This is a genomic window from Nocardia sp. NPDC056564 (genome assembly GCF_042793755.1).
In the GTDB taxonomy this organism is placed as follows: Bacteria; Actinomycetota; Actinomycetes; order Mycobacteriales; family Mycobacteriaceae; genus Nocardia.
Window position 1 is genome coordinate 111,929 of sequence record NZ_JBHTUR010000011.1, and the last position, 17,706, is coordinate 129,634.

Annotated in this window: 14 protein-coding genes; 8 read left to right on the plus strand and 6 right to left on the minus strand. The window is 70.1% G+C overall.

Features of this window, described 5'->3' with window-relative positions; genetic code table 11:
* Window positions 1-48 precede the first annotated feature (48 nt).
* Window positions 49-972, minus strand: coding sequence for a zinc-binding alcohol dehydrogenase family protein (locus tag ACFQ9K_RS25970; RefSeq protein ID WP_378722456.1), 924 nt, complete (start codon window positions 970-972; stop codon window positions 49-51).
* 132 nt (window positions 973-1,104) lie between these two features.
* On the opposite strand from ACFQ9K_RS25970, the gene ACFQ9K_RS25975 reads away from it, so the two are divergent.
* Window positions 1,105-1,947, plus strand: coding sequence for a helix-turn-helix domain-containing protein (locus ACFQ9K_RS25975; RefSeq protein ID WP_378722455.1), 843 nt, complete (start codon window positions 1,105-1,107; stop codon window positions 1,945-1,947).
* Window positions 1,948-1,951: 4 nt separating this feature from the next.
* Window positions 1,952-2,374 (plus strand): VOC family protein, encoded by a 423-nt coding sequence (locus ACFQ9K_RS25980; protein WP_378722454.1) that lies wholly within the window; start codon window positions 1,952-1,954, stop codon window positions 2,372-2,374.
* Between the two features lie 78 nt (window positions 2,375-2,452).
* Here the strand turns inward: ACFQ9K_RS25980 and ACFQ9K_RS25985 are convergent, their stop codons facing one another.
* The 3 genes from ACFQ9K_RS25985 to ACFQ9K_RS25995 are packed head-to-tail and all read right to left on the minus strand — an operon-like array spanning window position 2,453 to window position 5,423.
* A complete protein-coding gene (locus ACFQ9K_RS25985) occupies window positions 2,453-3,289 on the minus strand; it encodes a carbohydrate ABC transporter permease (RefSeq protein WP_378722460.1) in 837 nt (278 codons plus the stop codon).
* 2 nt (window positions 3,290-3,291) lie between these two features.
* Window positions 3,292-4,098, minus strand: coding sequence for a carbohydrate ABC transporter permease (locus ACFQ9K_RS25990; RefSeq protein ID WP_378722459.1), 807 nt, complete (start codon window positions 4,096-4,098; stop codon window positions 3,292-3,294).
* Between the two features lie 41 nt (window positions 4,099-4,139).
* Window positions 4,140-5,423 carry an ABC transporter substrate-binding protein gene (locus ACFQ9K_RS25995; protein ID WP_378722453.1) on the minus strand — a complete coding sequence of 428 codons (1,284 nt, stop codon included), beginning with the start codon at window positions 5,421-5,423 and terminating at the stop codon, window positions 4,140-4,142.
* A gap of 390 nt (window positions 5,424-5,813) precedes the next feature.
* Between ACFQ9K_RS25995 and ACFQ9K_RS26000 the strand changes: the two genes are divergently transcribed.
* The 4 genes from ACFQ9K_RS26000 (at window position 5,814) to ACFQ9K_RS26015 (ending at window position 10,675) form a co-directional block, all read left to right on the plus strand.
* The gene (locus tag ACFQ9K_RS26000) at window positions 5,814-8,108 is read left to right on the plus strand and encodes a carbon starvation CstA family protein (protein ID WP_378722451.1); all 2,295 of its coding nucleotides are present in this window, start codon (window positions 5,814-5,816) and stop codon (window positions 8,106-8,108) included.
* Window positions 8,109-8,155: 47 nt separating this feature from the next.
* Window positions 8,156-8,359: a YbdD/YjiX family protein gene (locus ACFQ9K_RS26005; protein WP_378722457.1), complete on the plus strand. Its 204-nt coding sequence runs from the start codon at window positions 8,156-8,158 to the stop codon at window positions 8,357-8,359.
* A gap of 130 nt (window positions 8,360-8,489) precedes the next feature.
* The gene (locus ACFQ9K_RS26010; RefSeq protein ID WP_378722450.1) at window positions 8,490-10,136 is read left to right on the plus strand and encodes a DNA-3-methyladenine glycosylase 2 family protein; all 1,647 of its coding nucleotides are present in this window, start codon (window positions 8,490-8,492) and stop codon (window positions 10,134-10,136) included.
* The gene (locus tag ACFQ9K_RS26015; RefSeq protein ID WP_378722449.1) at window positions 10,133-10,675 is read left to right on the plus strand and encodes a methylated-DNA--[protein]-cysteine S-methyltransferase; all 543 of its coding nucleotides are present in this window, start codon (window positions 10,133-10,135) and stop codon (window positions 10,673-10,675) included. Before ACFQ9K_RS26010 ends, ACFQ9K_RS26015 begins: the two co-directional genes overlap by 4 nt.
* 44 nt (window positions 10,676-10,719) lie before the next feature.
* Here ACFQ9K_RS26015 and ACFQ9K_RS26020 read toward each other — a convergent pair whose 3' ends face one another.
* Together ACFQ9K_RS26020 and ACFQ9K_RS26025 are read right to left on the minus strand one after the other, a co-directional pair.
* Window positions 10,720-13,962 (minus strand): AAA family ATPase, encoded by a 3,243-nt coding sequence (locus tag ACFQ9K_RS26020; RefSeq protein WP_378722448.1) that lies wholly within the window; start codon window positions 13,960-13,962, stop codon window positions 10,720-10,722.
* A 73-nt stretch (window positions 13,963-14,035) separates the two neighbouring features.
* A complete protein-coding gene (locus tag ACFQ9K_RS26025; protein ID WP_378722447.1) occupies window positions 14,036-15,211 on the minus strand; it encodes an exonuclease SbcCD subunit D in 1,176 nt (391 codons plus the stop codon).
* 405 nt (window positions 15,212-15,616) lie between these two features.
* Here ACFQ9K_RS26025 and ACFQ9K_RS26030 point away from each other — a divergent pair, with 405 nt between their 5' ends.
* Both ACFQ9K_RS26030 and ACFQ9K_RS26035 read left to right on the plus strand, forming a co-directional pair.
* Complete coding sequence (locus ACFQ9K_RS26030) at window positions 15,617-16,774, plus strand: DNA recombination protein RmuC (RefSeq protein ID WP_378722446.1); 1,158 nt, start codon at window positions 15,617-15,619, stop codon at window positions 16,772-16,774.
* A gap of 58 nt (window positions 16,775-16,832) precedes the next feature.
* Entirely contained in the window at window positions 16,833-17,705 is an 873-nt protein-coding gene (locus tag ACFQ9K_RS26035; RefSeq protein WP_378722445.1) for a DUF6542 domain-containing protein, read from the plus strand.
* Window position 17,706 lies beyond the last annotated feature (1 nt).

Below are 17,706 nucleotides of genomic sequence, written 5' to 3' on the forward strand. Positions count from 1 at the left end.
TCTACGCGGCAGGCGCGGGACCACGACCCGCGCCTGCCCTACCGGTGATCAGGGGATAAGCACGACCTTGCCGAGATTGCCGCGGTCCTCGATCAGCGCGTGCGCCTCGGCGACGTCGTCGAGCGCGAATTCGGCGTGCACGACGGGCCGCAGCTGATCCGCCGCGACGTACTGCCACAGCTCCTGCCGCCACTGGTCGAGCAGGTCCGGCTGCCGCTGCGCGATGCGCGCGATCTGGAACCCGATCACCGACTTGGCGCCGACGAGCAGATCGTAGGCCTGGATGGTGCCGCCGCCGGAGCTGTAGGCGACGAGCCTGCCGCCGGGAGCGAGCGCGGCGATGGCGGGCCCGAGCAGATCGCCGCCGACCGCGTCGAGCGCGTAGTCGACGGGCTGACCCCACGACTCCTGCCCGTACTCGATCACCTCGTCGGCGCCGAGCCCGCGCACGAACTCCGCCTTGGCCCGATCCGAGACCGCACCGACCACCCGCGCCGCGCCGCGGACCCGGGCCAGCTGCACCGCGAGATGCCCCACACCGCTGGCCGCCGCCGTGACCAGCACCGACTCACCTTCCTGCGGATTCGCCGCGGCCAGCGCGCCGAGCGAGACCAACCCGCTGCGCACCAGCGCGACCGCGTCCACGGCCGAGGCCCCGTCCGGAATCGGCGACGCCATCGCGGCCGCGAGCAGCGCGTATTCGGCGTATCCGTGCCCGAACACCAGCCCGGTCACCCGATATCCCGGCGCATAGCCGGTGACACCGTCGCCGACCGCGACCACCTCGCCCGCGACCTCACCGCCGAGCGGGATCGGCTGGTGCTGCTCGCGCACCTTCCGCACCATCGGCAGGGTCACCCCGATCGCCTCGACCCGGACCAGGAGTTCACCCGGGCCCGGCGTCGGCACCTCTGCCGACCCGATCTCGAGCACCTCAGGACCACCGCTGCGCTCGTATTGGACCCGCCGCATCACACCTCCAGAAAACATGGGAAAGACGGACACGGTAACCAGACCCCTCGGTGTGCTCATACCCATTTACCCGGCCGAGTGCTCCATCTCACCGGGCTTGCGGTCGCCGCGCGGCGGCGTAGCGTGACCCGCATGGAGCCGATCACCGAGGTGGTGACAGCGCGGCCGGCGCCCATGCTCACGCCGTTCATCGATCACTATCTCGGCTACCGCATGACGGGTTATCCCGCCGGATTGCATCGCGGGCTGCCCTCGGCGCACATGACCTTCATCATCAGCATCGGGCCGACGATCGACGTTGTGGCGCAAACGGATCCGCGCCAGTCCCCGCAGGACTATCGCTGCTCGGTGAGCGGGTTGCAGGCGAGCACGGCGCTGATCTCGCATACCGGTCACCAGGAGGGCGTCTCGGTCGCACTGACCCCGCTCGGCAGCCGGGCGCTGTTCGGCGTGCCGGCCGCGGCACTGTGGGACACGTCGGTGGAGTTCGCGGACGTGGCCGGCCCGGTCGGGCGCGAGCTGTGGGAGCGGTTGCAGGACCCGCTGAGCTGGCCGGAACGCTTCGCCGCGGTCGACCGGATCCTGACCAGGATCGCCTACCCCGATCGCGTGGTCGCACCCGAACTGACCTGGGCGTGGCGCGCGCTGGTCGACTCCGGCGGCACCGTGCCGATCGGCGCCCTGGTCGAGGAGATCGGCTGGAGCAGACAGCACCTCGCCCGCCGGTTCGGCACCGAGTTCGGGCTCGGCCCGAAGCTCGCGGCGCGAATCACCCGCTTCGAGCGGGCGCGGCGCATGCTCGAGCGCACCCCCTCGTTCATCACCATCGCGCAGGTCGCGGCCAGCTGCGGCTACTACGACCAGGCGCATCTCAATCGCGACTTCGCCGAACTGGCCGGGACCAGCCCGACGGTCTGGCTGAGCGAGGAGATTCCATCCGTCCAAGACACCGAACGGTCCGCCGGGCGACGCTGAGCGCATGACGAATCCAACCCCCACCGACATCACCACCCGCACCGCCGTCTGGCCCGCGCTGACCTTCCGCGATGCCAAGGCCATGTCCAAGTTCCTGGTAGCAGCCTTCGGCTTCGAGGAGACCGCGATGTACACCCGCGAGGACGACCCGTCGATCGTCGTGCACGCCGAACTGCGCTGGCCGCTCGGCGGCGGCATCATGTTCGGCTCGGCGTGCAAGGACGAGAGCGAGTTCGGCAAGCGGATCCCCGGAAACGACTCGACCTACGTGGTCTGCGCGGACCCGGACGCCCTGCTCGAGCGCGCGACGGCCGCCGGGGCCGAGGTGCTGCGCGGTCTGCGCGACGAAGACTACGGTTCGCGCGGCTTCACCGTCCGCGATCCCGAGGGCAACCTCTGGAGTTTCGGCACCTACTGGGGCGAGTAGCCGAACGATCGGGAGCGCTGCGTAAGTTCCGGGGCCCGCGGCCCGGGGGCATCGAGTGCCCCTGGGCCGCAGGAGAACTCAGCGCCCGCCGAGACCGGACATGGCCATGCCGCGAATGAACGCACGCTGCGTGATCCCGTACACCACGAGCAGCGGCAGCAGAATGACGATCGAGGTCGCCAGCAGAATCGGCCACTGGGTGTAATACTGCCCCTGCAGACGCACCAATCCCAAGGTGACGGTGGCGATCTCGTTACGCTGGATCATCACCAGCGGCCACAGGAAGTCGTTCCAGACGGTGATCCAGGTGAGCACCCCGAGCACCAGCAGAGCAGGCCTGGTGTGCGGCAGCAGGACTCGCCAGTAGACCTGCCAGGTGGAGCAGCCGTCCAGGATGGCCGCCTCCTCCAATTCCATCGGCAGTGTGGAGAAGAACTGCCGCATCAGGTACGTGCCGAAGGCGCTGCCGAACAGCCCGGGCACGATCATCGCCCACGGCGTGTCCACCCAGCCGAACGCCCGCATCAACAGGAACTGCGGGATCACCGTGACGGTCAACGGCACCATGAGCGTGCCCAGGTAGGCGACGAACAGCACCTCACGACCGCGAAACCGCAAGCGCGCGAACGCATACCCGGCGAGCGAACAGAAGAACACCTGCCCCGCGGTGACGCACGCCGCGTACACCGCGGTGTTGCACAGCATCCGCCACAGCGGCAACAGCTCGAACACCCTGCCGTAGTTGGACCATTGCGGGTCGGCCGGCAGCAGCGTCCGATCGGCGATCTCCCCCTCTCGCTTCAACGACCCGGACAGCGCCCACAGGATCGGCGCCAGGGCGCACCAGGCGATCCCGATCAACACCGCGTAGATCCCGGCCCCGCGCAGGGTCCGGCGCACGATCGCCCGGTCCACGTTCACAGATCCACGGCCTCCCGCCGGGCGAACCGCAACTGAATCACCGTGAGCACCAGCAGAATCGCGAAGATCACCCACGCCAACGCCGACGCGTAACCGACCTCGTAGAACCCGAAGGCGTTCTGGAACAGCATGATTCCCAGCAGATAGGTCCCGGTGTCCGGTCCCCCGTTGCTCCCGGTCAGCGCGTACACCTGATCGAACGCCTGCATCGAATTGATCACGGTGATCACGAACACCAACGACAACGCCCCCCTGATCAACGGCAGTGTGATCGCCGAAAACCGCCGCAGCGCACCGGCTCCGTCGAGCTTCGCCGCCTCGTACAGCGGCTCCGGCACCCCCTGCATCGCGGCCAGCAGAATGACGGTCGCGAACGGCACGCTCTTCCACACGGTGACCACGCTCAGCGACACCAGCGCCAGATCCGGATCGGTCAGCCAGGGCACCGACCCCAGCCCGAAGATGAACCGCCACACCACCGCCATCGCCACCGTGGACGCGACCAGCGGCAGGAAGGCCACCGTCCGAAAGAACCCGATACCGGCCACCTTCCGGTTCAGCGCGGCCGCGATCCCCAAACCGATCACCACCGTCGGCACCAGCGTCAGCACGGTGAACACCGCACTGTTGCGTAACGCGATGAGGAACAACGGATCCGACCCGAACAGCCGCCGGTAGTTGGCCAGCCCGACGAACCGCATCGGCCGGAACAGATCCCAGGCGTGGAAGCTCAGATACAGCGAGAACCCCAGCGGAAACAACAGGAACACCGCCACCGCAGCGACATTCGGCGCGATGAACATCCAGCCTGCCCGCTCGCGGGTGCGCGCGAGCCGGGTGCGCCTCACGACGACTCCAGGAGAGCATCCAGGTCGGCGGTGAACCGGCCGTCGAGGGAGGCCGCCGTCGCGGCCCCTCGAAGCACCCGGTTGGACCCGCGTTCGAGCAGGGCGGAAACCTTCCCCCAGGCCGGGGTCACCGGCAGCGGACGCGAGCTGTCCGGCCCCTCGGTGAACACCGCGAGGTTGCGGATGTCCCGGTGCGCCGCAGCGAATCCGGGCGAGCCCATCGCGGACTTCAATACCGGCACGAACAACCCGGATGCGGCGACGATCGACTGCCCCACCGGTCCGGTGGCGAATTTGACGAATTCCCACGCCTGTTCGATCCGCGGGCTCCCCGCCGCGATGGACAGCCCGGTGCTGCCGACATCGGTGATCGAACCGGGCCCACCGTGCGGCCCGACCGGCAACACCGTGACGTCGATGGAAAGCCCGTCCTGCCCGGCGAATTCGGAGTACAGCCAGTGCCCACCGAGCACCATCGCGGCCCGCCCGCCCCGGAACAGATCCGGCGCCGAGATCGACAGTTGGTCGGCGACCCTCGGCGCCACTCGATGCCGCACCGCGAGATCCGCGTAGAACTGAAAGCCCGCGGCGAACCGGGGATCACCGAGGTTGGCCTTGGTCGGCGCCACCGGCGGCGTGAACCAGGCCGCCCCGTTGTTCATGCCGAAACAGGCCGCCGAGTAGTAGGGCACCCACGCGTCGGCGAACCCCCATCGCCGGTCCCGGGTGAGGGTGCGTGCGGCGTCGAGGAATTCGTCGAACGACCAGGCGTCCCGCCAACGCGCCGGCGGGGTCAGCCCGGCCGCGGCGAACAACTCGCGGTTGTAATAGAGGAACACACCAGACCACTGCTCGGGCAGCGCGTACTGACCACCGCCATAGGTGAACGTGTCGTACAACGCCGGATAACTGTCCCGCCGCAACATCTCCGCGTACTCGGGCTCCCGGTCGAGCAACGTACGCAGATCGAGCAGCACGCCGCGCTCGGCCAGCCCGGAGTAGAGCAGTTCCCACGCCATGATGACGTCCGGGCACCGCCCGCCCGCGCAGAAGGTGAGCAACTGCTGCTGCGGATCCGGCCCGGACATGATGGTGCGAATCCTGATCTCGGGGTGCCGCTTCTGGAATTCCTCGATGATGCGTAACCGCACCCGGGCTTCCTCCGGCCTGGCCTGGAAGAAGAAGGTCAGCGCGTCGTCGGGTGATCCACATCCGGTCGCGCTCAGCAGCGGCGCGGCCAGGGCCGAGCCGAGCAGGGTGCGACGGCGGACCGGTGACACGAGCTCCTCCACGGCGGCGGGCGGGTGGATCCGGAAACCTCGGCATCAGAAACGTCAGTGTGTAGGACCGATCGGCGGACGCCGGAGCCAGCATGGCAGCATACGGATGGCAACATCGCCGGGCGAGGGAACACGCCCACCCGCACCGGCGAACTCCGGCGATCGTGAACAACGATCGACCGGGCAGCAGGCATCGCGCGGGCCACCCGTACCCGCCGCGGACCTCCGGATCGAGCCCCGCTCGTACGAAGACACAGTACGAGTCGACGCGGCGCGCGCGATCCGTATCGCAATGTTCAGACTTCACTAAGTCCGGCTCATTCGCGCTTCAGTTCAGCTACGTTGTGAACGTTTCAGCAAGTCCAGCTCGATCACGGGAGAGTAGTTCGCATGGCGACCATCGAATACCTCCGGACTGATCCCGACCTCCCTCCCGTGGGTGTCGTGGACCGTTCGCCTCTTACCCCTGCTAAAAAGGGCATCTTCGCCGCCATCGCGATCGTCGGCGCGATCGCCTGGGCGGTCCTCGCCATCTCGCGCGGCGAGTCGGTCAACGCGGTCTGGATCGTGGTCGCGGCCGTGGCCACCTATGTATTGGCCTACCAGTTCTATTCGAGACTCATCGAATACAAGATCGTCAAGCCGCGCGACGATCAGGCCACCCCGGCCGAGATCCTGGAAAACGGCAAGGATTACATGCCGATGGACCGGCGGGTGCTGTTCGGGCACCACTTCGCCGCCATCGCCGGCGCGGGCCCGCTCGTCGGCCCCGTCCTCGCCGCCCAGATGGGCTACCTGCCGGGCGTGCTGTGGATCGTGATCGGCGTCGTGTTCGCCGGCGCGGTGCAGGACTACCTGGTGCTGTGGGCCTCGACCCGCCGCCGTGGCCGCAGCCTCGGGCAGATGGCCCGCGACGAGCTCGGCGTGGTCGGCGGCGTCGCCGCGATCATCGCCGTGCTGGTGATCATGATGATCCTGCTCGCGGTGCTCGGCATCGTCGTGGTGAACGCGCTGGCCGCGACGCCGGGCAAGGACGGGACGCTGCAGGGCGGCAGCCCGTGGGGCGTGTTCTCCATCGCGATGACCATCCCGATCGCCCTGTTCATGGGCATCTATCTGCGGTACTTCCGGCCGGGCAAGGTCGGCGAGGTCTCCATCATCGGCTTCGCGCTGCTGCTGCTCGCCATCATCTCGGGCAACTGGGTGGCCGGATCCGGTTGGGGCCAGGACCTGTTCACCCTGTCCGGCACCACCATCGCCTGGTGCCTGATCGTGTACGGCTTCGTCGCCTCGGTGCTGCCGGTGTGGCTGCTGCTCGCGCCGCGCGACTACCTGTCCACCTTCATGAAGATCGGCACCATCGTCCTGCTGGCGGTCGGCGTCCTGATCACTATGCCGGTGCTGAAGGCCCCTGCGGTCTCCGAGTTCGCCGGCTCGGGCAAGGGCCCGGCGTTCGCGGGCAGCCTGTTCCCGTTCCTGTTCATCACCATCGCCTGCGGCGCGCTGTCCGGATTCCACTCGCTGGTCTCCTCCGGCACCACGCCGAAGCTGCTGGAGAAGCAGTCGCAGGCCAGGATGATCGGCTACGCGGGCATGCTGATGGAGTCGTTCGTCGCGGTGATGGCGATCATCACCGCGAGCATCATCGACCAGCACCTGTACTTCGCCATGAACGCGAGCGCCGGCCTCACCGGCGGCACCGCGGAGAAGGCGGCCGCCTACACCAATAGCCTTGGCCTGAGCGGGAATCCGATCACCCCGGCGGAGCTGACCCAGGCGGCCAAGGACGTCGGCGAGACCAGCATCGTCTCGCGGACCGGTGGCGCGCCGACGCTGGCCGTCGGCATGTCCGAGGTGCTGCACCGGTTCCTCGGCGGCACCGGGCTCAAGTCGTTCTGGTACCACTTCGCGATCATGTTCGAGGCGCTGTTCATCCTCACCACGATCGACGCGGGCACCCGGGTCGCGCGGTTCATGCTGTCGGACTCGCTGGGCAACCTCGGCGGCCCGGCCAAGAAGTTCAAGGATCCGTCCTGGCGTCCTGGCGCCTGGCTCTGCTCGGCGATCGTGGTCGCCGCGTGGGGTTCGGTGCTGCTGATGGGTGTCACCGATCCGCTCGGCGGCATCTACACGCTGTATCCGCTGTTCGGCATCTCCAACCAGCTGCTCGCCGCGATCGCGCTCACCGTGGTACTGACCATCGTGATCAAGAAGGGCCTGATCAAGTGGGCCTGGATTCCGGCGATCCCGCTGATCTGGGATCTCACCGTGACGATGACGGCGTCCTGGCAGAAGATCTTCTCCGCCGATCCGAGCATCGGCTACTGGAAGCAGCACAGCAACTACGTCGCCGCGGTGGACGCGGGCAAGATCTTGGCGCCCGCGAAGACCGCCGCCGACATGGACAAGGTCGTGCGCAACACCTTCATCCAGGGCAGCCTGTCCATCATCTTCGCGGTGCTGGTGCTGGTGGTGGCTGTCGTCGGACTGTGGGTCTGCGTACGCGCCTGGCGCGCGGGCGGCGGACCCGACAGTGAGTCGCCGGACGAGCCGTCGAAGATCTTCGCGCCGAAGTCCTTCCTGGCCACCCAGACGGAGAAGGAGGTGCAGCGGGAATGGAACGCCCTGATCGAATCGGGGAAGGTCCGAGCACCGGGCGCCGCGCAGCCGAAAGTGACGCATTGACCGTGCGCGTGGCTCCGCAGGACCGTCGACCGGCTGCCCTGCGGAGCCTGTGGGCCGCCGGAAGCTCTTGTGCGACAGCGGTTCGCGCGGCCGGCTGGTGGTTCAATTCGATCCTCGGCGGCCAGGACTATCAGCGGTACGTGGACCATCTGACCCGCAACCATCCCGGCTGCGCGGTGCCGACGGAACGCGAATACTGGCGCACCCGGCACGCGGACGCGGACCACAACCCGACGAACCGCTGCTGCTGAGGCCCGGCGGGGCGACGCGATGAGGGCGACGCTCCGCCGGCCCCGGCCGGGCTGATCTGCGCGTTCGTCGCGCGGCCCGGCCACGCCCGGATGATCTCGGGCGGTGATGGCAGATTTCCGCTAGCGGAGTATGCCCTTACCTGACATTGTGGTTGGCGTGACGATCACGGCGTTTGATTTCGAGCGGTGCTACCGGGCGGTGTCGACCAGGGACTCCCGCTTCGACGGACAGTTCTTCACCGCGGTGCGGACCACCGGAATCTATTGCCGCCCTTCGTGTCCGGCGATCACGCCGAAACGGGCGAACGTCTCGTTCTTACCCACCGCGGCGGCGGCGCAGCAGGCCGGGTATCGGGCCTGCCGCCGCTGCCTGCCGGACGCGGCCCCCGGATCCCCGCTCTGGAACACCAGGGCCGACCTGGCCGCGCGGGCGATGCGGCTGATCGGCGACGGCGTCATCGAACGCGGCGGCGTGCCCGCGCTGGCCGCCACCCTCGGCTATTCGCAGCGGCAGTTGACCCGCGTGCTCACCACCGAACTCGGCGCCGGACCGCTGGCGCTGGCCCGCGCGCACCGGGCGCACACCGCCCGACTGTTGATCCAGACGACGGCAATGCCCATGTCCGACATCGCCTTCGCGGCCGGGTTCGCCAGCATCCGCCAGTTCAACGACACGGTGCGCGAGGTGTTCGCGGTCAGCCCGACCACCATGCGCACCGAGGCGCACCGGGTGAAGTCCGCGGCGAACGGGCGCCCGGCGCCCGCCGTCAACGGCAACCTCAGCCTGCGGCTGCCCTATCGCGAGCCGCTGGACAAGGCCTGGCTGGAGTGGTTCCTGTCGGCGCACGTGGTGCCCGGCATGGAGCTGTGGGAGAACCGCGTATACACGCGGAATCTGCGGACCCCGCACGGCCATGCGACCACCCGGTTGAGCTTCCAGCGCGACCATGTGCGGGCCGAGCTGGCCCTGCACGACATGCGCGACCTCGCCCCGACGGTGGCGCGCCTGCGGCATCTGCTCGACCTCGACGCCGACCCGATCGGCATCGACGAGGCGCTGGGCGTCGCTCCGGGACAACCGGTTTCGACGCCGGAGCTGGCCGGGCCGGACACCACGCGGCTGCCGGACGCGGGCGCGGGATCGCCGCCGGACGCCGAGACCGCGCTCGATCCCGGTGCGGGACGACGGCCGGTGTTCTCCCCCGGCATTCGGGTGCCGGGCTGCCTCGACGGTCCGGAACTGCTGCTGCGCACCATGATCGGGCAGCAGATCTCCGTCTCGGCGGCGGCGACGCACACCGCCCGGCTGGTGGACGCGCTCGGCGACCGGGTCGACGGGCCGATTCCGCTGCTGTTCCCCACGCCCGCGGTGATCGCCGAACGGGGCGCCGAAGTGCTCACCGGACCGACCCGCCGGGTCCGGTCGATCGTCGGCGCGGCCGAGGCCCTCGCCTGCGGCGAACTGGCGTTGCATCAGGGGCGCACCGCGGCCGATCTGCGTCGCGACCTCTTGGCACTGGACGGGGTCGGCCCGTGGACGGCCGACTACGTGACCATGCGGCTGCTCGCCGATCCGGACGTGCTGCTGAACACCGATCTGGTGGTTCGACAGGGCGCCGCGGTGCTCGGCATCGACCTCGCCGACACCGCGCACTGGGCGCCGTGGCGCTCGTATCTGTCCATGCACCTGTGGAAGGCGGCGCTGACCGAGCGCGCCGACCGATCCAAGACCGCCGCGGCCAAGTCCGCCTCCTCGAAAGCGAAGTCCGAAGCATGAACGCCCCCACCGCTGTTCGCTCGACCAAGCGCCAGATCGGCACGCCCACCGCGGATTTCGCGACAGTCGAGACGCCGATCGGTCCGTTCACCGCCGTGATCGACAGCGACGGTGCGGTCATCGCCTCCGGCTGGACCGCCGAGGTCGGCGACCTGACCCCGGTGATCCATCCGACCCTGCGCCCGGCCGAACTGCGGCAACGAGATTCGCTCGGTGCGCTGACCCGGATCATCACCGCCTATCACGCGGGCGATCTCGCGGCGATCGATGCGGTCCCGGTTCGTCAGCGATCCGGCGAATTCCTCATGCACGCGTGGGATGTGCTGCGCAAGGTGCCTGCGGGCGCACCGATCACCTATACCGAGTACGCCGCGATCTCCGGTCGTCCCGACGCCACCCGGGCCGCGGCCAACGCGTGTGCCCGGAATGCGGCGGCGCTGTTCGTCCCGTGCCACCGCATCTACCGCATCGGCGGCGCGCTCGGCGGCTTCCGCTGGGGTCTGCCGGTCAAGCGCTGGCTGCTCGATCACGAGGCGTGACCGGCTCGGCGCGCTCGATACAGCGGGCACGTCCGGCGGGCCGGTCAGGCGACGGTGGCCTCGAGGTGCGAGCCGGTGCGGCCGCGACGGACATGCAGGCGGCTGGGGATGCGCTGGCGCATCTCGTCGACGTGGCTGACGACGCCGACCACCCGGCCGCCCGCGCGGAGTTCGTCGAGCACGCCCATCACCGCGTCGAGGGTGTCGGCGTCGAGGCCGCCGAAGCCCTCGTCGATGAAGAGGGTGTCCAGCACCAGGCCGCCGGATTCGGCCGCTACGGTGTCGGCGAGGCCGAGGGCCAACGACAGTGAGGCCATGAAGGTTTCGCCGCCGGAGAGCGTTTTGGCGGGGCGGATGGCCCCGGTGTAGTCGTCCCGGATGTCGAGGCCGAGTCCGCCGCGGCGACCGCGCGGGCCCGCCTTGTCGGAGTGGACGAATTCGTAACGGCCGCCGGACATTCGGCGCAGGCGCAGCGAACCCGCCTGGGCCACCTCCTCCAGTCGGGCGGCAAGGACGTAGGAGCGCAGCGACATTCGGCGGTTGTTCTCGCCACGGCCCGCGACGACCTCGGCGAGGCCGGCCAGTTCGTCGTGGGTGCGTTGCAGCGGCGCGATTCGATCGACCGCCGCCCAGAGTTGACCGCCGAGGTCTTCCAGCAGGCCGACTCGCCTGGTCGCTTCGGCGTGTGCGGCGACGGCGGTGTTCAGCTGCTGCTGCGCCGCGGCGACCGCGGATTCCAGTTCGGTGAGGTCGCCGGGTTCGGCGGTCGCCGCAGCGCGGATTTCCGGTTCTGCCAGAACGGCTTCCGCGTGCGCCCGCGCGCGGTCCGCGGCGGTGAGTTCGGCCTCGATCTCCGCCTGGCGCTGGGCGGTGCGACTCGCGGCGGTAACCACGCGCGCGTAGGCGGTGAGGCGCGCGACAACGTCGTGGGGTGCTTCGACCTCGGCCGAGTGCGACGAAGATACCGTCGCCGAGTCGTCGGTGGGCGGCCGGCCGACTTCGCCTTCGGGTATGAAACCTGCTGCACGAGCGAGGTTTTCGACGCGTTCGGCGATGATGGCGACCTGCTCGCGGGCGGCGGCCGCGTCGGCGCGGGCGTCGCGCAGGCTGGTGGCGTCGGCGACGAGGGCGGTGAGGCGGGCGTGGCGGCGTTCGATCGTCTCGTCGGCGCCCGCGGCGGCACGGAGGCGGTCGTTGAGCTCGGCGAGGCGGGTGGTCGCGGTGGCGACGTTCGCGGCGACTGTGCTTCGGCGCGAATCGGATTCGCGGAGCTCGTCGTGCAGTCGGGACTCGTCGGTGCGCAGGCGGGAGAGTTCGGCGGTCAGGCCGTCGACGAGGGCGGCCAGCTCGGCGGTGTCCTCGTAGCGGTCGGTGGCGGCGCGCAGGGCGGCGGCCAGTTCCACCCGGTCGGCGTCGCCGCCGCGGGCGATGAGCGCCTCGATCTCGCGCTCCAGCGTGGCGATGCGGGCCTGCACGCGGTCGCGCGCCTCCTCGGCGGCGCGTTCGACGGCCATCGCGGACTCTTCGGCGTCCTTGGACACGGCGGTGGCGGCGGGACGGGCGGGCGCGGGGTGGTCGGCGGAACCGCACACCGTGCAGGGCTGGCCGTCGGCGAGCCCGGCGGCCAGTTCGGCGGCCATGCCGGCCAGCCTGCGCTCGCGCAGATCGAGGACGCGCTCCTTGGCGTCGTTGTGGGCGGCGCGGGCCGACTCGAACTCGACCTGGGCATGGTCCAAACCCGTTTTGCGGGAGGCGAGTTCGACCGCGGCCGCGGCGGCGGTCTGTAGCCGCTCGCATTCGGCCGTCAGGGTCGGCAGGGTGGCGGCCGCGTTCGTCGCCTCCCGCAACCGAGCCTCGAGCGTGGCGAGCGCACCCGGAAGTTGTTCACGCAACCGGGTCAGCTTCGTCACCTGCGTGTTGAGCGCCGCGTCTTCGTCGCGCAGCCCCGCAAGCTCCCGGGTGAGCCTGGTCGCCGCGGTCGCGTCGGCGCGGACCTCGTCCAGTCCGCCGATCTGCGCGCTCCACCGTCGAATCGCCGCGTCGATATCGGCGTCGTCCCGGATGGTCGCCGGGCCCGCGGATCGCGCGTGATCCGACTCGGCGCCAGGGCGGTTAGCACGGAGTCGCCGGGCGTCGCGCTGTTCGGTGGTGGAGTGGTCCTCGGCTCCGGCGCGAGGCTCGAGATCGGCACTCTCGCGTTCGAGTTGGACCAACTCCACGCCGCCGAGGTCGGCGCCGGCGGGCTCGACCAGGCGTGCGGCCAATGCGCTACTGGCGCTGAGCGTTTCCGCATCACGGCGACGCAGCTGCATGACGGCGTCGCGTGCCTCGTCGATGGCCGCCGCGACCGGCTCGGCGCGGCGGGCCAGTTCGAGTTCGGCCTGCAACGCGGTGCGGTGGTCCGTGGCCGCGGCGTAGTCGTCGAGCTGCCCGCGGGCGGCCGACATGCGGCGGCGGAGTTCGTGCAGGCGGCGTTGCTCCTCGGCGAGCGCGCGGACCCGGCCCGACTCCTGTTGGCGGCGTTCGGCTTCCGCCGCCGCGGCGGTCAGATCGGTACGCGCGGTGGCGAGGAGCTCCTGCGACCAGCCGACCGCCTCCAGCGGCCCGATGGTCTCGGCCGCGCCCGTCCCGGCCGCGACGCCGACCTGCGCGATCAGCCGGTCGATGCCCTGCTTGCGGGAGTCGAGGTCGGCGGTGGAGGCGCGCCGCCGGTCCGCGAGCCACTGTTCGGCGCTGCCGAATCGTTCGGTGTCGAAAAGCTTTTCGAGCAGCTTCTCCCGGTCTTCGTTGTCCGCCCGCAGGAATCGGGCGAAGTCGCCCTGCGGCAGCAGCACCACCTGGAAGAACTGGTCGGCGCTCATGCCGAGCAGCCGGATGATCTCGTCGCCGATATCGGGTATGCGGGAAAGGTTTTCGCCGCGGCCGTCCAGCCAGGCCAGTGTCGCCTTGGCGGGATCGGTGCGCATGCCGGTGCCACGCAGCTTCGGGCGTTCGAATTCGGGGATGCGGGTCAGCCGCACCCGCCGCCCGCCGAGGGTCGCCTCCAGGATCACCTGTGGCGGCGTCTGTTCCGCCGCGTGGTCGGAGTGCAGCCGCTTGCTCTCGCCGCGGGCGCCGGGGACCCGGCCGTAGAGGGCGAACGCGATCGCGTCGAGCACGGTGGTCTTGCCCGCGCCGGTCTGACCGTGCAGCAGGAACAACCCGTCGGCGCCGAGCGCGTCGAAGTCGACGACCGTGGTCTCGGCGAACGGGCCGAACGCGGTCATCTCCAGCCGGTGCAGCCTCATGCGGTCGCACCACCGCCGGCGCCGCGCGGACCGCTGCCGATCGGCGGCACGGGGCGAGCGGCGGGCCGCGCGCTCACGCCGAGAGTTCCGCGGCCGAGTCGGCGGTCAGCGCGTGCTCCGGCTCCGCGACGGCGGCGGCGAGCGCGCGCTCCAGCCAGGCCATTTCGCCCTTGCTCGGCTCGCCGCGGACGTCGGTGAGGAAGCTCTGCGCTACTTCGGTGTCGCGGCGGCCGTGCACCCGTTCACGGTAGCGCAGCTCCGGGTTGCCCTCCGGGCGCACCCACTCGACGTGCACCGCGTGCGGGAAACGTTCGCGCAGCTTGCGCATGGCGTCGACGGGGCGGGTCGAGTCGGTGAGCACCGCGGACACGTAGTGTTCCTCGGCGGACGCGTGGTCGGCGTCGTTGAGCAGGTCGTCGAGGGTTCCGGTCAGTTTGGTCAGCCCGCGCACCACCGGTAGGTCACGGCGCTCGACGGCATGCAGTCCGTCGGCATCGAGGTCGATGAGCCACACCGCTTTACGGTGCGAGCTCTCCGCGAACGAATACGGCAGCGGCGAGCCGCAGTAGCGCACGGACTCCGACAGCGTCTGCGGGGAATGCAGGTGACCGAGGGCGACGTAGTCGATGCCGTCGAAGGCCGACATCGGCACCGTCTCCACGCCACCGACCGAGATCGAGCGCTCCGAGCCGGTCGCCTCGCCGCCGACGACGAAGGCGTGCGCGAGCACCACGGTGCGGATACCGTCGCGCTGCGCGAGATCGGCGCGGATCCGGGCCATCGCGGCGGCCAGGATGTCGGCGTGCGAACGCGCCTGCGGCACACCGAGTTCGGCGCGGGTGATGTCGGGTTCCAGGTAGGGGATGCCGTAGAAGGCGACGGGTCCGTGCTCGTCGTCGAGCAGAATCGGCCGGTCGGCCTCGGCGACGGTGGTGCGCAGATACAGCCCGCCCGCGGCCGCGAAGCTCGCGCCGGCGCCTAGTCGCGCGGGCGAATCGTGGTTGCCCGAGGTGGCGACGATGCGGGCGCCGGCCGCGCGGATCGCCTCGAAACCGCGGTTGCACACCGCGATCGCGTCGGCGCTCGGGATGGACCGGTCGTACACGTCGCCGGGCAGCACCACCACGTCGACCGACTCCGCGGCCACCAGCTCCGCGATCGCGGTCAGTGAACGCGCCTGGTCGGCAAGCAGATCGACCCCGTGGAACGTGCGCCCGATGTGCCAGTCCGAGGTGTGCAGCATCCGCATCCGCGAAACCGTAGGCCACCGCACCGACACAATTCAATTGCCGAACCCCTCGTGTCGGATAGCCGCCCGCTCGTGCGGCGTGTCCGCGGTGATTCGTCCGGCACTCCGACAGCTATTCCGCGGGATGCGCGCGCACGGTGCGGGCGGTGGGTGCCGGTCCGTTCTGCCGCCGCACAGCCCAACCGCGCGTGCGGTTTTCGACGCCGCCTCCCGCCGCGAGGTGGAGCGTGCGCGGCCGGTTTCGGGGCGGCCGAGCGACACGCGTCACGAATTCGGTTGCCGCGTCATCACCGGCCGCCCCGCGCGACCGCGTATGTATGGCTTGACCGTTGCGTTTGCCGACACGACGCGGCGTAATTGCCGACCGCCGCGTACTTGTCGGTGGCGTGCGGCACTATCGGCGCTATGACCGCACCGATGCTCGTCGCACTGATGCTGGTGTTCGCCGCCGGGGTAGGGCTCGGCTGGCTCGGCCATGCCGCGCGGGCGGGACAGCGGGCGGCGCAGGCGGAGGCGAGATTGGCGGCGGCCACGGACAACGAGCACCTGTTGCGGCAGTCGCTCACCGCGGCGAACGAGGATGCGGCGCGCAGGCATTCGCACGCGATCGGCGCGATGGTCGACCCGCTGCGCGATGCGGTCGGCGCGCTGAACCAGCACATCCAGCAGGTCGAACATCACCGGATCAACGCGTATTCGAGTCTGCGCGAACAGGTCGCGGGGATGCAGCGCACCTCGCTCCAGCTGACCAGCCAGACGAGTCAGTTGGTCGCGGCGTTGCGCGCGCCGCAGGTGCGCGGCCGGTGGGGCGAGATCCAGTTGGAGCGGGTGGTCGAGCTGGCCGGGATGACCCGCCACGTCGACTTCGACACCCAGGTGACCCGCGCGGCCCGCGGGGACGGCGACGGCGACCGGACCGGCAATGTCCGGCCCGACCTGGTGGTGAATCTGTCCGGCGGCAGGCACATCGTGGTCGACGCCAAGGTGCCGTTCAGTGCCTATCTGGACGCCAGCATGGTCGACGATCCGGACATGCGCGCCGAACACCTGATCCGGCACGCGAAACACCTGCGCGGGCACATCGACCAGCTGGCCGACAAGGCGTACTGGGCGGCGTTCGATCCGGCCCCGGAATTCGTGGTGCTGTTCGTGCCCGGCGATCCGTTCCTGGACGCGGCGCTGACCACGGACTCGGGACTGCTGGAGTACGCGTTCGGCCGCAACGTGATCCTCGCGACGCCGACCACGTTGATCGCGTTGCTGCGCACGGTCGCGTTCGGCTGGCGGCAGGAGGCGCTGTCCCGGGATATGGCGACCGTGCAGCAATTGGGCAAGGAGTTGTACGCGCGACTCGGCATGACCGGCAGGCATCTGGACCGGCTCGGCGCGCAACTCGGCAAGGCGGTCGACGCGTTCAACTACACGGTGGCGTCGGTGGAATCGCGGGTCATGGTCACCGCGCGCAAACTGCACGACCTGGAAATAGCGGAACAGGAGGTGCCGGCCATCCAGCGGGTTGATTCGTGGCCACGTGCGGTGGGCTTCGCCGACGCCGACGATTAGCCCGGACAACCGCCGTGCCATAACGCCGTCCGAGGCGGCGAAGGTTAGTGTTCATCATGTGGCTGCTTCCCAACGTGTGCGAACCCGGGTGCCCGCGCCGCAACGCTCGATACTGCCGACGGTCCCCGGAATCCCGGTGGGCGCGGCGGTCCTGATCGCGGTTGCCTGCACGTTTCTGGGTTTCTTGATCGATGCGAACGGCGACAGTACCGATCTGACCGGTACCTTCGCCGCGCTGTACGTCGTCGGTTGTGTCGCAGCCGTACTGACGGTCCGCTATCGCGGGCTGTTCACCACCATGGTGCTGCCGCCGCTGCTGCTGTTCATCGCGGTTCCGCTGGCCTACAAGGTGCTGACCGCCGTGGCCATGACCTCGATCACCGAGGTCCTGCTGAAGCTGGCGGTCCCGCTGGTCGAGCGGTTCCCCACCATGTTCCTCGCCACCGCGCTGGTCCTGCTGATCGGCGGGGCGCGCATCCTGATGCAGCGCCGCGGTGAACCGGCCGATCGTGGCACCGAGTCCAAGCGCGGCGAGAGCTGGGGCCGGACCGCCACCAAGCGCCCGCGCACCGGGCGGACCTCCGGCGCCGGCCTCGCCGACTCGGCCCGCCGCCGTACCCGCAGGCCCAAGGACGATCCGGACGATCTCGACGACATCGAGGACAGCCCGCGTCCGTCCCGGCGCTCCGCCACCCCGGTCGCCGACACCCCGCCGCGGGTGGCCTCCCCGGCCCGCCCGCGCGCGGGCAGACCGGCCCCGCGCACCGGCGCGCGCCCCGCCGCGGCAGCCCCGCGCGCGGACGCCGAACCACCCCGCGGCAATCCCCCGCGCCGCCGCAGCGACCTGCCGCCCCCGCACCCCCAGCCCAATGTCCGCTACCGCGAGCGCGATTCGAGCCGCACCGACCGCCGCAGGCCGGAAAACCTATAGG